This window comes from Adhaeribacter soli, from assembly GCF_008727925.1.
GTDB lineage: Bacteria > Bacteroidota > Bacteroidia > Cytophagales > Hymenobacteraceae > Adhaeribacter_A > Adhaeribacter_A soli.
The window spans coordinates 818492-832442 of the sequence record NZ_VTWT01000001.1; the positions used below are offsets into that span (position 1 = coordinate 818492).

The window sequence follows — 13951 nt, forward strand, 5'->3', positions numbered from 1 at the left end:
GGGATTTCTTATTTTGAAAGGAGGAAGTTGAGCGTGATGATGCTTTGGTTCAGGTCGTTCAGGTAATTGAAATAATTGGCCTGAATCTGCAGTGCCTGGTTGCTGAGCATGGCCCATTCCAGATAATTTATTTCGCCGGCGGTGAATTGCTGCCGCGCCGTTTTCAGCATCTGGGTTGCGTCCGGAAGCTGTTTTTGCTCGTAGCTGCTTACCAGTTCCTGAAGCTGCCGGTATTGCGCCAGCGTGGCGTCGAAGGTGGTTTGTAACTGGGCTTGCTGTTGTTGCAGTTCGTTTTTCGCCAACCCCAGTTGTTTTTCCGAAGCTTTGATCTGGGCCCGTTGCGCCCCTGAAAATAGCGGGATACCCACACCAACTTCTACGGAACTGAACCGGTCGCGCGCATCCAGTATTTGATCGTTCGCCACTGTATTTACAAAGCTCTGATTGAAGTACCCAACGCTCAGCGAAGGCAGCAGTTTCGACCGTTCCAGCTTCAGGGCGGCATCGGCAGTTTTAAGTTGCTGTTGCGTTATTTGCAGCGCCGGATGTTCCTTCAGTAAAAGGCTATCGGTTTGAACCGGGAAACTCATTTTAGGCGAAGTGGCAACCGGCTCTACGGACTCCGGCGCCTGCAGCAATAATTGCAACTGCAGTCTGGCTAACTGTAATTCAGCCTGCAACAGCCGGAGCTGGTTACTGCTGTTTTCCCGCTGCAGCCGTGCCGATGTTATTTCCAGTTGGTTTGTAGCGCCCTTGTCGAACCGTAATTGCGCGCGCTGCAAAAATGCCTGGTACAGGCTGTCTGTCTGCTGCAGAATTTTCTCCTGTTCCCGAAGCACCAGAATATGGTAGAACAAGCCGGTTACATTTTTCCGGATCTCAGCTTCGGCCAGGGTCACGCCCATTACGGCTGTATGCCATTCTTCCTGCAGCACTTTTTTCTGCCGGGCGTATACCGTTGGGAAATTCAGGGTTTGGGAAACGCCCAGGCGCGTATCGAAATAATTGCTTTGAAACTGCCCCAGCTCCGCCGAAACGGCGGTTTGCGGCAGGTCGTAAGCGGTTCCTATCCGGAGTTTCTGGTATTCGGCCAGAAGCTTTTTATTTTTCAGGGCAAAATTTTGTTCGGTGGCCTGGTTCAGGGCTTCGGGCAAGGTTAGTTTCTGAGCCCAAACATCCGTACCACTTAAACTTACTATTCCCGCAATAATCAATCCTTTGGCCAAGCCGCGCTTCGGCAGGTTTACTTTTTCGAACAGAATATAAAGCACCGGCAGCACGAATAAGGTAAGGAAGGTTGCCAGTAGCAAGCCGCCGATCACTACGGTGGCCAGCGGACGCTGCACTTCCGCACCCGCGCCCTTGCTCAGGGCCATCGGTAAAAAGCCCAGCGAAGCCACAAAGGCGGTCATGAGTACCGGGCGCAAACGCATTTTGGTTCCGGCTAAAACCACCCGGGAAAGGTCGCGCATGCCGCCCTTCTTCAATCGGTTAAATTCAGCCACCAGTACAATGCCATTCAGCACCGCTACGCCAAACAGGGCTATAAAACCCACTCCGGCGCTGATGCTGAAGGGCATGCCACGCAAGGCCAGCAAAAAGATCCCGCCAATGGCCGAAAGCGGAATAGCGGTATAAATAAGAAGGCTGTTCTTTACGGAGTGGAAAGCGAAATAAAGTAAAATGAAGATCAAGAGCAGCGATACCGGAACCGCGATCATCAGGCGTTCTTTGGCCTTGTTCAGGTTCTCGAAAGTACCGCCGTAGGTAATGGTATAACCGGGCGGCAGTTTCAGCTGGGAAAACTGTTTTTGCTGCAGTTCATTCACCAGGCTTTGCACATCACGGCCCTGAGCATTAAACCCGACAATAATTCTCCGTTTGGCATCCTCGCGCTGGATCTGGAACGGACCATCTTTAATTTCAACGGAAGCCAATTGGTGCAGCGGAATTTGCAAACCTTGAGGCGTAGGAATAAGCAGGTTCCGGATATCATCCATGCTCTGGCGCTGCTCGTTTGCCGACCGCACCACCAGATCGAAGCGCTTTTCGCCTTCAAAAACCATCCCGGCCGTCTGTCCGGCAAAAGCTGTGTTCACGATGTTGTTCACGGCCGCAATTGATAAATTATATTGCGCCATGGCCGGCCGGTTATAGTCGATCACTACCTGGGGCATACCCACTACCGGTTCCACATACAGGTCCCGGGCGCCTTCTACGGTATTGATGATGTGTCCGAAACGTTGCGCGTAAAAGGCCAGCGTATCCAGGTCCTCGCCGAAGATCTTCACCACAATGTCCTGGCGCGCGCCGGAGATCAGTTCGTTGAAACGCATTTGCACCGGGAACTGGAAACTGGTATTCATGCCCGGAATGGCTTCCAGGGATTTACTCATTTTCTGGGCCAGTTCGTCGAAACTTGCCGCCGAGGTCCATTCCTTTTTGGGTTTCAGGGTAATGATCATGTCGCCGGCATCCATGGGCATGGGCTCGGTGGGCACTTCGGCGCTGCCGATCTTGGTTACCACGGTTTCCACTTCCGGATATTCGGTCTTCAGGATATGAGCGGCTTTCTGGGTGGCTTCGAGGGTGGTTCCGAGGGTGCTGCCGGTCAGGATGCGGGTTTCCACGGCAAAATCGCCTTCCTCCAGGGCCGGAATAAATTCCCCGCCCAGGGTTGAAAACACCAGGAGCGCTGCCACAAATAAACCCACCATGGATGCGACAATGGCTTTCGGGAAACGCAGGGCTTTCACCAGGGTAACCTGATGCAATTTTTCTAAACGGTACATCATTTTATCCGAAAAGTTAGGTTTGTGAAAGCGTTTTTTGCTTAATACCAGGGAACTCATCATCGGAATATAGGTCAGGGAAAGAATAAAGGCGCCAATCAGGGCAAAAGCTACCGTCTGGGCCATCGGCTTAAACATTTTCCCTTCAATGCCCTGCAAGGCGAAGATCGGGAGGTACACGATCAGGATAATGATCTGCCCGAAAACGGCGCTGTTCACCATTTTTCCAGCCGAAGATTTTACCTGGTTGTCCATTTCTTTCTGGGAGATCAGATGCTGGCCTGGGAGTTTTTTACTGTGGTAAAGCTGATGCATGACGGCTTCCACAATAATTACGGCGCCATCCACGATCAACCCAAAATCCAGCGCGCCCAGGCTCATCAGGTTTCCGCTCACGCCAAAGGCATTCATCATAATAATGGCAAACAGCATGGATAAGGGTATCACGGAAGCCACTAAAAGTCCGGCCCGGAAATTCCCCAGGAAAAGCACCAGAATGAAAACCACGATCAAAGCGCCTTCCGCCAGGTTTACCAGTACCGTATCGATCGCGTTGTTCACCATTTTGGTGCGGTCCAGGAACGGCTCGATCACGACGCCTTCGGGCAGGGTTTTCTGGATAATGGCAATGCGGTCTTTAACATTCTTGATTACCTCGTTGCTGTTGGCGCCTTTCAGCATCATCACAATGGCGCCCGAAACTTCGCCCTGGTCGTTGTAACCCAGCGCGCCGTAGCGAAGCGCATGACTGGTATTGATCTGGGCAATGTCTTTTAAGAGAATGGGAATACCGTTTCCGGTTCCTTTAACCGCAATATTTCCAATATCGGCCGGCGAGTTGATGAGGCCTTCGCTCCGGATGTATAGAACCGTAGGGCCTTTTTTTATGTAAGCGCCGCCAGTGTTCTGGTTGTTGTTTTCCAGGGCCTGAAAAACATCGTTTATGGTAAGGTTGAAAGCCTGCAGTTTATTCGGATTTACGGCTACTTCGTACTGTTTCAACTTGCCCCCGAAACTGCTTACTTCCGCTACGCCTTTCACGCCCAGCAACTGCCGCCGCACGATCCAGTCCTGAATGGTGCGCAAGTCAGTTTCGTTGTAGCGGCTTTCGTAGCCTTTTTCCGGCCTCACCACGTACTGGTAAATTTCCCCCAATCCGGTAGAAATTGGCCCCAGTTCGGGCGTACCGATGCTTTCAGGGATTTGGCCCTGTACCTTCTGCAGCCTTTCGGCCACCTGCTGCCGCGCCCAGTAAATATCCGTTTCATCGGTAAAAACAATGGTAACCAAAGAGAGGCCAAAACGGGAAAAGCTACGGATCTCTTCCAAGCCGGCAATGTTGCTGGTGGCCTGTTCTATGGGGAAAGTAACCAGCCGTTCGATGTCGGTGGCGCCATAAGAAGGGGCCACTGTAATTACCTGAACTTGGTTGTTGGTGATGTCGGGCTGGGCATCGATGGGCAGGCGGGTGGTTTCATAAATTCCCAGCCCGATGAGCGCCAGCGTAAATAGCCCGATAAGGAGTTTATTCCTTACGGAAAACGCAATAATATTATTTAACATGAAATAAATCTGTTAATACAGCTGAAGCAGCTTTAGAAAAAAAATACATACCAGCCAGGCAAACACGCAACGTGTATGCAAACAGCAGGAAAGATTAAAGGGGTATTAACAGGATTTTGGCGGCTGCCAGATAGAGGAAAGGTAAGTAGCTTTCAATTGCAGATTGTAACAGGAATTAGCCTGGGAGGCTTCCTGAAAAGTAATTTTCTGAATAGAGAAAACAGGAGGAGTGGGAGCAAAAAAAGCAAGGGTGAGCGTTTCAATTTCCGTCATGAAAGGCAGCATCATGTCGGTTTCGTAATCGGCATCTTTTTCATGGCCACCATAATGATGCACCATAAAATCCACAAAAGACATGTTACGGTCTTCTTCCTTATGTTCGAAAAAGTGCCCAACCAGTACCGGTAGCTTCAGCAACTGGCAAAATTGCGTTGTTGAGAGCAGGTACACGGAAAGAAAAATAATTCCAAGCACTTTTTTCATGCCGGCAAAGGTATAAAATAATTTTTAGTCTTTGGCGGGGACCCTTTGGTTTTAAACCTGAAGGCTGAGCACATGCATGAGATCCGCAAAGGGATTAATCAGGGTATAAAGAACAATTAACCCGTCATCCCGACGGCAGGAGAGATCTCATCCGGTTGGTAGTAGCTTCATTCTGGCTTTACTACTTTATTCCGGAGATCTCTCCCTTCGGTCGAGATGACCGTTTAAAACCGCTTAATTTACAGGATGAGTTAGTAAAAATTTATATTTTCGGAATATCAGCCTTAAAAAAGAAAACCCGGATTGCGGCAGCAGATCCGGGTCTCTGAAAAAGCTTATCTGGAGCTTAGTCCATTTCTTCTTCCACTTTCTTCGCTACAAAGATACTGGCAATAGCTACGCCGGCTACAATCAGGATCAGCTGGGTAGTGGATAATTTCTTGCTGGCTTTCATCAGCAGGTTGCCCGTATCGGTGAGCAGGTCCGGAAGTACGTCGTGGTGGCCCTGCACTACGTGCAGGCTGTTCTGAAATACTCTGGAGATATCTTCCGGCTCTATTTTTGAAGAGTTTTGCATTCCTTTTTCCATAGTTTTAAGCGTGAATTTTTTAGTATTTGGTTTGGGGCGCTGGTTTGCAGCAGTTTTTATACGCAACTTATTCGCCGGTGTTGTACTTAATTTCCGGCTTGAAAGCTTATCACACCTGCTTGCCGCCGGCCTTGGTAACTGCTTCCGAGATCATGCCCAGTACTTTATCGGAGCTGAACATCATACTGGCAGGGAAACTGACATTTACATTCTGGATGCTTAAGGTCTGGTTTGCTTCGTCGAAAGCGTAATCTGCCGAAACGCCTTTTTCGGAAACTTTACCGGAAGTGCCCTGTAGGTTAATGCCGAAACCGGAAAGCTTGCTTTTTAAAGAGTTGTAAACTTCAGGCGAAACCCCTGAATACTGTGCGCTGTTAGCCATAAGGATATGTTTGTTATAAATTATTCATGTTAACGAAAGGTTGCTGCTGAGGTTATATGGCAGCCTTGAAAAAAAACCGTTAGAGCGGGATATGGTTGGCAAGTTTTACGGAAGCAAACTGATACGCAATTACTGCCGCCAGCCGGGCTGTCCGGTCGTCGATGTCGAATTCCGGGTTCAGTTCATAAATTCCCAGGGAAACCACTTTCGGATTTTCGGCTGCCAGGCGTACCATTTCCACTACTTCCGAAGGCATAAATCCTTCCGGGGCGGGCGCTGAAACCCCAGGCGCAAAAGCAGCCTGCAGCGAATCCAGATCCAGGCTGATCACGATCCGGTCGGTACGTTCGCTCAGAAACTCCAGGGATTTCTTGAAACCGCTCACCACGTTGCCACGCAAGTCGTCGAACTTCACCAGCGAAACCTTATTTTCTTCCGCAAAAATGAACAACTCTTCGGCATTGGCATATTCCTGTATCCCGAATTCCACCAGATTTTCGCCTTCCAGTAAACCGGCATTCAGCGCCATATAAAAAGGCGAACCGCTGGTAATTACCGGGTTATCGGGCCGAAGATCGAGATGCACATCGATGTTGATGCAGCCGAGTTTTCCGCCTGAATCGGTAGCGTTCTGGTAAGCTTGCAGGTGCGGAAATACCAGATCATGGCCGCCGCCCACCACAATGGTAAAAAAGCTGCTTTCACGGGCATCGGTTATAAAAGCGGCTATTTCGCGATGGGTTTCTTCTATGCTTTGCTGAATGGCCACATCCCCCAGATCATGCAACTTTCCCTTCACAAGCGGATTGCCTTTCAGTTTCTCAAAAAACGTGCGAAAAGCAGCCGGTCCACCAGCCGCGCCGGTTCGGCCGTTCACATTCTTCACGCCGGTATCGTCGGGCAACCCGATCAGGCTCCAGTGTTTTTCCATAGTTTTCGTTGTTCGTTGTTCGTTGTTCGTTGTTCGTTGTTCGTTGTTCGTTGTTCGTTGTTCGTACAGATATTAACCGGTAAAGTTAAAGCAGTTTTTTAATTTTTGGGAAAGAAAAAAGCCGGCCCCGGAATTTCCGGGGTCGGCTTTTTATCGTTGATAGTTAATTCAAGTTCGTTATTTGATAACCATTATCCATTACCTGAAATTCGAACAACGAAAAACGAACAACGAATAACGATATTAGTGCTTCAGAACTTCCAGCTCGGCTTCTTCCACTTCCATTAAGCCTTGGGCATTCAGGCCGGTGAGTTTTACCCGTTTAGTTTCGTTTACCAGAATAGGATCGTATTTAACCGCTACCCTGATATAGTTTTCAGTAAAGCCCTCCATCAGGCCGTTGGTAATATCCGCTTCGAAAAGCACGTTGGTTTCCATTCCGATGTGTTGCTCGTAGAAAAAGCGTTTTTTCTTTTCCGATAATATGCGAAGCATGTCAGCGCGACGGTTGCGTTCCTTTTGCGGCACCACGCCCGGCATGTTTTCGGCCAGGGTATTGTCGCGCTCCGAGTAGGGGAACACATGCAGGTAGCTGATGTCGAGTTCGTTCAGGAAATTATAGGTTTCTAAAAAGTCTGCTTCTGTTTCGCAGGGGAAACCTACGATCACATCCACACCAATGCAGCAGTGCGGCATCTGTGCTTTGATGCTGGCTACCCGGTCGGTATATACCTGCCGTAAATACCGGCGGCGCATAAGTTTCAGAATTTTATCGGACCCTGATTGCAATGGAATATGGAAGTGCGGCATGAACTTCTTTGAATTCGCTACCAATGAAATGATCTCATCCGTCAGCAAGTTTGGTTCAATGGAAGAGATGCGGAAACGCTCGATACCTTCCACTTTTTCGTCCAGCGCTTTGGCTAGCTGGTAGAACGTTTCTACCCGGCCTTTGTCTTCCTGAATGCCAAAATCGCCCAGGTTTACGCCCGTAAGCACAATTTCTTTCACGCCCGATTCGGCAATTTCGTTGGCCGAACGCAAAATATTCTCCACGGTATCGGAGCGGCTTTTGCCGCGCGCTTGCGGAATGGTGCAGAAGGTGCAGGAATAATCACAGCCGTCCTGGACTTTTAAAAAGGTACGGGTCCGGTCGCCAAAAGAGTAAGAATTATGGAAGGTATTGGCAGTAGATACCGGACTGTGGAAGATCGCTGATTTATCTTTTTTCTCGAATGTTCCCAGCAAATCTACCAACTGGAATTTTTCGGCAGCGCCTAAAACTGCATCCACCCCCGGAATTTCAGAAATTTCCTGAGGTTTCAGCTGGGCATAGCAACCCACAATGGCCACGAAGGCATCCGGCGAATGTTTCAGGGCTTCCTTTACCACTTTCCGACACTTCTTATCGGCATTGTCGGTAACCGAGCAGGTATTAATTATATAAATGTCGGCCGCTTCCTGAAAATCTACCTTCTGAAATCCGCGTTCGGTAAAAAGGCGGGAAATGGTAGACGTTTCAGAAAAATTCAGCTTGCAGCCGAGGGTATAAAAAGCAACTTTTTTACTCATAAGGCCGCAAAGTTACGGAATTTATGGTTTAATTGCTTTATTGTTAACGGGTTGGTTTAGGGGAGTTTATGTTTTTAGGGGATGAATCTGCTCCTGAACACGATTAAAGGATTTTATAGATGGACAAGCTTTCTTTTGAATTCAATGCCATCGGTTTTAGCGGACGTTTTCTGGATAAGCAAACAGTCTGCTATCCGTCAGCTAAAGCAGACGGCAATGAAGTTTAATCTTTGAAAAAGTTGGTCTTTTGAATATGAATTTCCTTCGCTGTACTTTAAATTTTATTGCAACGTAAAACCAGGCTGAAGGATAGTTTTATAGTGAAATACCATAGCCGTCAGGCTAAGATGATTTATTGTGATTTTTGGCTGTAGAGACGTAATGCATTAAGTCTCCTTCGGGGTACAAACCATAGCGATTGATGCTAGAGCCAGCTACAGGGCGGGTTCCAGACCTTGCATATTTGCCACAATGCTGTGAAAGACGTAATGTATTACGTCTCTACAGTGGGCAATTAACCTAACGGCTTTGGTGAAAATATGCAACAACGGCGAACGGAATAACCCGACAATTTAATCTATAGTAGTATTAGGGGAATTTCCGTTTAGAATTTACCCCTTAAACTAAAAGCATACCTTTATCAAATTCAAAAGAATTCCATCCAGAGAAATCCTGTCCATCCTCATAATCCGTAAAATCGTGTTCAGAAATCCTGATCACTTCTGCAAAAAATCCTCAAACGAAACCTGCATGTATGCTTTTCCTGTTTGCAGGTCCTTTTCCGAAACTTCGCCGCTTCGCATGATCTCTTTTTGGGATACGTTGTCAAAGCTGAAATTCCCTTTATCGGTCAGGTAGCCAAATCCGTCGTTGAACACATAAAAAGCGAAAGGCTTGGCCTGATCGTTAAAAAGGTCTTTTCCCCATTTAAAATCCTGGTTGGGCAGGTTCAGTTGTTTCAGAAGGGAATAGGCCAGGTCGGTTTGAGAAGCTACGGTAGAAATGGTTTTGCCGGTTTGGGCTAAGGCGCCGCCGGTTAAAATCAACGGTATCCGGAATTTACCTGGAGTATCCAGGCCTTCGTAATCCGGAAAGGTGTGACCGTGGTCTGCCACCAAAACCACCAGCGTATTCTGCCACCAGGGCTCTTTTTTGGCTGAACGGATAAAGTTGCCAATTGCCTGGTCGGTATAATAAAAGGAGTTCCGGAATTTGTTTACTTCATCCTCGCCCGGGAACTTCGTTTCCATAGGGACGTCGTAGGGCTCGTGGCTGCTTAAAGTGAAAACAGTGGAAAAGAAAGGCTGTTTTTCGGTTTTCAGGTCGGAAAACACCCGTTCGAGCAGCACGTGGTCGTGTACGCCCCATTTCGAATTATAGTCTTTGGCTGGGAAATCGGGTTTACTTACCAGGCGGTTATAGCCGGCCGTAAGCAGGTAGGATTTTATGTTGGCAAAAGCCAGTTCCCCGCCATAATAATAAGAAGTGGCATAGCCGGCCTTTTTCAGGGTCTTGCTTAAGTGCGGCAGCCTTTCGGCTTTACGGGGGATCTTTACAATAGAAGTGGTGGTCTGCACCGGGTAACCGCTTAGCAATGCTACCAAGCCTTTTTCGCTCCGGTCGCCGCTGGCGTAGAACTTATCGAACAAAATACCTTCCGAGACAAGCTTATCCAGCTCCGGCGTAATGCCTTTTTCCCCGCCTAAAGAGCCTACCAATTTTGCCGTATAGCTTTCCAGAATAATAAAGAGTACGTTCGGCTTTTGCGTTTTTAAGATATTTCCTGAAACGGGTGGATACGTGTATAGCTCCTGTACCAGGTCCTGGGCTTCGTTTTCGGGTAAATATTGGTACGGATTGGTTTCTTTATCCTGGCGGTACAAAGAATATCCAACATTCCACGGAACGTTTACGGCAGCATGGTTGGCATAGATTTTATCGGAAAAATAAACGTCGCTTTGGTTGATCGGGATCTGCTGCCAGCCGCCCCGGATCGGCAGAACCAGGATGATCAGCAAACAAAAACTCAACAGGTAATAGCCCGCTCGCGGATGATGGTTGCTTAGATCTGGTTTAAAAAACCGGAAATAAAGAAATAAAGCCAAGCTTATCTGAGCCAGAAACAAAATGAAAAGCAAAAGCAGCGGCGCCGAAGCCGTGGAAGCCAACATTTCGGAAGGCGTGCTCAGGTACTGCAGCGGCGTGGCATCGAGGCGGAAACCCCAGATCGAATACAGTTGAAGATCGGCCGAAACCAGCAGCGTTACCAAAGAAGTAATAATGATCGCGTAGTAATTTACCAGTTTCCGGGTAATACGGGCCGGTATAGGTGGCGTGAATAACAGGTGCAGAAAGGGGATAACCGAAAAATAGGCTGCTGCCGAAAAATCTAAGCGTAACCCGTAGCCAAAAATTTTCAGGATATCGGATGCCTCTAGCTGGGAAGTTTTGGAATAATGAAAGCTTAAAAAAAAGGCCTTGCCAATAAATAAAAGGAGCAGCCAATATATAAACAGGAAAACCTGGTTAGGAACGTATTTTTTCACGCCCTAAAGATACGGTTTTGCTGCCAAATTCTGGAACTGTTCTAAATTTATCCTGAAAACCTTAAAAGAGGTGACTAAAGCTTAAAACCAACAGTTTTACAAAATACCCCTTAAAATTTAAGGGGTATTTCTGAGATTCTGAGTTTCTTTTCTGAAAGTGCCTTAATTTTTAAGGGGTCTTGCTGGATTTCTGTATTTTATCTTTACTTTTGACGCATCAAAATTCATCTCTCCTAAAAACATGGCAATCCTCAGATTTAAAGCATTAGAAGTAGTTGGCCAGCGCCAGCGGAACGACCTAATTTTACCGACCCAGAAAGCGTCGGAATATTTTGGCATAAACGTATTCGGTACCGAAGCGATGCGTGCCACTTTATCGTCGGAGTATTTCAAGAAATTGCAGAACGCTATTAAAAACGGTACAAAAGTAGAACGCAACGTAGCCGACGCGGTGGCTTCGGCCATGCGTACCTGGGCCATGAGCAAAGGCGCCACGCACTATACGCACTGGTTTCAGCCCTTAACCGGACAAACTGCCGAGAAACACGATTCCTTTTTTGACCTTACCCTCGACGGCAAAGCCATTGAACATTTAAAAGGCAGCGCCCTCGTGCAGCAGGAACCCGATGCGTCTTCTTTCCCGAGCGGCGGTATCCGGAATACGTTCGAAGCGCGGGGCTATACCGCCTGGGACCCAACCTCACCGGCTTTTTTAATTGAGAACGGAGGTTCTAAAACGCTGTGTGTACCTACCATTTTTGTGGCTTACACCGGCGAAGCGCTCGATTATAAAGCACCCTTATTAAAATCGCTTGATCTGGTAGAAAATGCCGCGCTGGAAGTTTGCCAGTTCTTCGATAAGAATGTAACCAAGGTGCAAACCACGCTCGGTATCGAACAGGAGTATTTTCTGGTAGACCGCGCCCTTTTCGATGCCCGTCCCGATCTTTTAATGACCGGAAGAACCCTATTCGGCCACACTTCAGCCAAAGGCCAGCAGCTGGAAGATCATTATTTTGGTTCTATCCCGCGCCGCGTGCATGCGTTTATGGTAGAATTCGAAATTGAGGCGCTGAAACTGGGTATTCCGTTAAGAACCCGTCACAACGAAGTTGCTCCGAATCAGTTTGAATGTGCGCCAACTTTTGAAGAAGCCAATTTAGCGGTAGATCACAACCAGCTGTTAATGGACCTGATGGACAAAGTTGCGCAACGGCATAATTTTAAAGTGTTGCTTCACGAAAAACCTTTTAAAGGCGTGAACGGAAGCGGTAAGCATAACAACTGGGCGCTTTCAACCAATACCGGCGTGAATTTATTTGCCCCGGGCCGCCGTCCAAAAGAAAACCTTCAGTTCCTGACGTTCTTTATTACCACTGTAAAAGCCGTCCACCGCTACGCCGACCTGCTGCGCGCCAGCATCGCATCGGCCAGCAACGACCACCGCTTGGGCGCCAACGAAGCGCCGCCGGCCATCATGTCGGTTTTCGTAGGTTCCCAGCTTTCGGAAGTACTAGATGAACTGGAACAGAATTCCACCGTTTCCCTCGACAAAGGCGACAACATGTACATGAAACTGGGCATCGATAAGATCCCGGAAATTTTACTGGACAACACCGACCGGAACCGGACCTCTCCGTTTGCTTTTACGGGCAATAAATTCGAATTCCGGGCTGTAGGCTCTTCTGCCAATTCCTCTTCCGCCATGACGGTGCTGAATACCATTGTAGCCGACCAACTCATCGAATTCAAAAATGAAGTGAACGCGCTTATCGAGAACGGCAAGAAAAAAGAAGTTGCCATTATTGAAGTGTTGCGTAAGTACATTATCGAGTCGAAGGCGATCCGTTTCGAAGGCAACGGTTACTCCAAAGAGTGGGAAGAAGAAGCCTTGCGCCGCGGCTTATCGAACTTACGGACCACCCCGCAAGCCCTCGATGCTTTCATAACCTCTCATACCGAAGACCTTTTCCTCCGCAACGGCATATTTTCGAGCGTAGAATTGCATGCCCGCCACGAGATCTTACTGGAAGACTACGTGAAAAAAATCCAGATCGAAAGCCGCGTTATGGGCGACCTGGCCATGAATCACGTAATTCCAACGGCCCTGAAGTATCAGAATAAGCTAATCCAGAACGTGAAAGGCCTGAAAGAAATAGGCTTAGGCGAAGATTATTCCGGCACCACCATCGACATGATCAAGAAAATTTCAAACCACGTAACTACCATTAAAACCTCCGTGGACGAAATGATCGAACGCCGCAAGAAAGCCAATAAAATAGAAGACATGCGCGAGCGCGCCCTGATGTATTGCAACGAAATCTCTACCTTATTCCAGACCATCCGCTACAGCGTAGACAAGCTGGAACTGATGGTGGACGACGAAGACTGGCCGCTGGTAAAATACCGCGAAATGCTATTCAGCCGGTAGTTCGATTGTTCGATCTTAAGATATTCGATTATTCGATATATCTTTTGTCTAATAATCGAACGATCGAATATCGAACAATCTAAAAGGCAAAAAAAAAGCCGCTCCTAAATATTTAGGAGCGGCTTTTTTTTTGCCTTTTTTATGCTGCATGGCTGGTCGGCGGGCCGGCTTCCGGCTTTTTAAAGGTGAACTTTTCCCGGAGGGTTTCACCTAATTTAGTCAGGTCGTTCATGCGGTCGGTTATGCCGAATGTGTCCATCAGGTCAGTAACGGAATCGGATTGTAATACGCGGTGGGCCATTTTCGACAGGATGAGTGGTACCAGAATGCCGGCTAAGCCGGTAGCAATGGCGCCGCGGAGCCCCATGCGCAAACCGATCTTGGTAGCAATGCTTTTAATAATTTTATCGATAAGGAGTTTGCGGCCGGCGGCCAGCGGCTTGCCTTTCAGGGTTGCAATAACTTCATCCACGTTGCCTTTTTTGAGTTCGTTGCGGAGGATCTCCATAATGGATTCTTTGGCAATAAAGATGGCTTCGCCTACCTGTTGCATCTTTAATCCACTTTTTTCTATAAAAGGCTGAAATTGTTGGGCCGGAGTTTTTCGTAGTAAATGTATCATAGCAGTCAGTAAATTAATCTTCTACACATGTTCAGATACA

The 13951-nt window shown here is 47.9% G+C and carries 9 protein-coding genes; 1 reads left to right on the top strand and 8 read right to left on the bottom strand.

Translation table 11 applies throughout. The features are described from left to right. Nucleotides 1-8: 8 nt before the first annotated feature. The 7 genes from F0P94_RS03355 to F0P94_RS03385 form a co-directional block, all read right to left on the bottom strand. Nucleotides 9-4355 carry a CusA/CzcA family heavy metal efflux RND transporter gene (locus F0P94_RS03355; RefSeq protein WP_150902276.1) on the bottom strand — a complete coding sequence of 1449 codons (4347 nt, stop codon included), beginning with the start codon at nucleotides 4353-4355 and terminating at the stop codon, nucleotides 9-11. Nucleotides 4356-4460: 105 nt separating this feature from the next. Further along, nucleotides 4461-4838, bottom strand: a complete 378-nt coding sequence (locus F0P94_RS03360) for a hypothetical protein (protein ID WP_150902277.1) — start codon at nucleotides 4836-4838, stop codon at nucleotides 4461-4463. A gap of 346 nt (nucleotides 4839-5184) precedes the next feature. Continuing rightward, nucleotides 5185-5427, bottom strand: a complete 243-nt coding sequence (locus F0P94_RS03365) for a hypothetical protein (protein WP_150902278.1) — start codon at nucleotides 5425-5427, stop codon at nucleotides 5185-5187. A gap of 109 nt (nucleotides 5428-5536) precedes the next feature. After that, nucleotides 5537-5809, bottom strand: coding sequence for a hypothetical protein (locus F0P94_RS03370; protein WP_150902279.1), 273 nt, complete (start codon nucleotides 5807-5809; stop codon nucleotides 5537-5539). A 79-nt stretch (nucleotides 5810-5888) separates the two neighbouring features. After that, on the bottom strand, nucleotides 5889-6740 hold the full coding sequence (locus F0P94_RS03375) for a formimidoylglutamase (protein WP_150902280.1): 852 nt from the start codon (nucleotides 6738-6740) through the stop codon (nucleotides 5889-5891). A gap of 243 nt (nucleotides 6741-6983) precedes the next feature. Continuing rightward, nucleotides 6984-8312 (bottom strand): tRNA (N(6)-L-threonylcarbamoyladenosine(37)-C(2))-methylthiotransferase MtaB, encoded by a 1329-nt coding sequence (gene mtaB / locus F0P94_RS03380; RefSeq protein WP_150902281.1) that lies wholly within the window; start codon nucleotides 8310-8312, stop codon nucleotides 6984-6986. A 716-nt stretch (nucleotides 8313-9028) separates the two neighbouring features. Then, nucleotides 9029-10858, bottom strand: coding sequence for an LTA synthase family protein (locus F0P94_RS03385; protein ID WP_150902282.1), 1830 nt, complete (start codon nucleotides 10856-10858; stop codon nucleotides 9029-9031). Between the two features lie 241 nt (nucleotides 10859-11099). Between F0P94_RS03385 and F0P94_RS03390 the strand changes: the two genes are divergently transcribed. Beyond that, nucleotides 11100-13289: a glutamine synthetase III family protein gene (locus tag F0P94_RS03390; protein ID WP_150902283.1), complete on the top strand. Its 2190-nt coding sequence runs from the start codon at nucleotides 11100-11102 to the stop codon at nucleotides 13287-13289. Nucleotides 13290-13428: 139 nt separating this feature from the next. Here the strand turns inward: F0P94_RS03390 and F0P94_RS03395 are convergent, their stop codons facing one another. Further along, on the bottom strand, nucleotides 13429-13911 hold the full coding sequence (locus F0P94_RS03395) for a hypothetical protein (protein WP_191906898.1): 483 nt from the start codon (nucleotides 13909-13911) through the stop codon (nucleotides 13429-13431). Nucleotides 13912-13951: the final 40 nt, after the last annotated feature.

What these genes read in the sequence shown, in the direction of transcription:
- F0P94_RS03355 (WP_150902276.1), bottom strand. Translation starts at nt 4,355, where the DNA reads ATGTTAAATAATATTATTGCGTTTTCCGTAAGGAATAAACTCCTTATC.
- F0P94_RS03360 (WP_150902277.1), bottom strand. Translation starts at nt 4,838, where the DNA reads ATGAAAAAAGTGCTTGGAATTATTTTTCTTTCCGTGTACCTGCTCTCA.
- F0P94_RS03365 (WP_150902278.1), bottom strand. Translation starts at nt 5,427, where the DNA reads ATGGAAAAAGGAATGCAAAACTCTTCAAAAATAGAGCCGGAAGATATC.
- F0P94_RS03370 (WP_150902279.1), bottom strand. Translation starts at nt 5,809, where the DNA reads ATGGCTAACAGCGCACAGTATTCAGGGGTTTCGCCTGAAGTTTACAAC.
- F0P94_RS03375 (WP_150902280.1), bottom strand. Translation starts at nt 6,740, where the DNA reads ATGGAAAAACACTGGAGCCTGATCGGGTTGCCCGACGATACCGGCGTG.
- mtaB (WP_150902281.1), bottom strand. Translation starts at nt 8,312, where the DNA reads ATGAGTAAAAAAGTTGCTTTTTATACCCTCGGCTGCAAGCTGAATTTT.
- F0P94_RS03390 (WP_150902283.1), top strand. Translation starts at nt 11,100, where the DNA reads ATGGCAATCCTCAGATTTAAAGCATTAGAAGTAGTTGGCCAGCGCCAG.
- F0P94_RS03395 (WP_191906898.1), bottom strand. Translation starts at nt 13,911, where the DNA reads ATGATACATTTACTACGAAAAACTCCGGCCCAACAATTTCAGCCTTTT.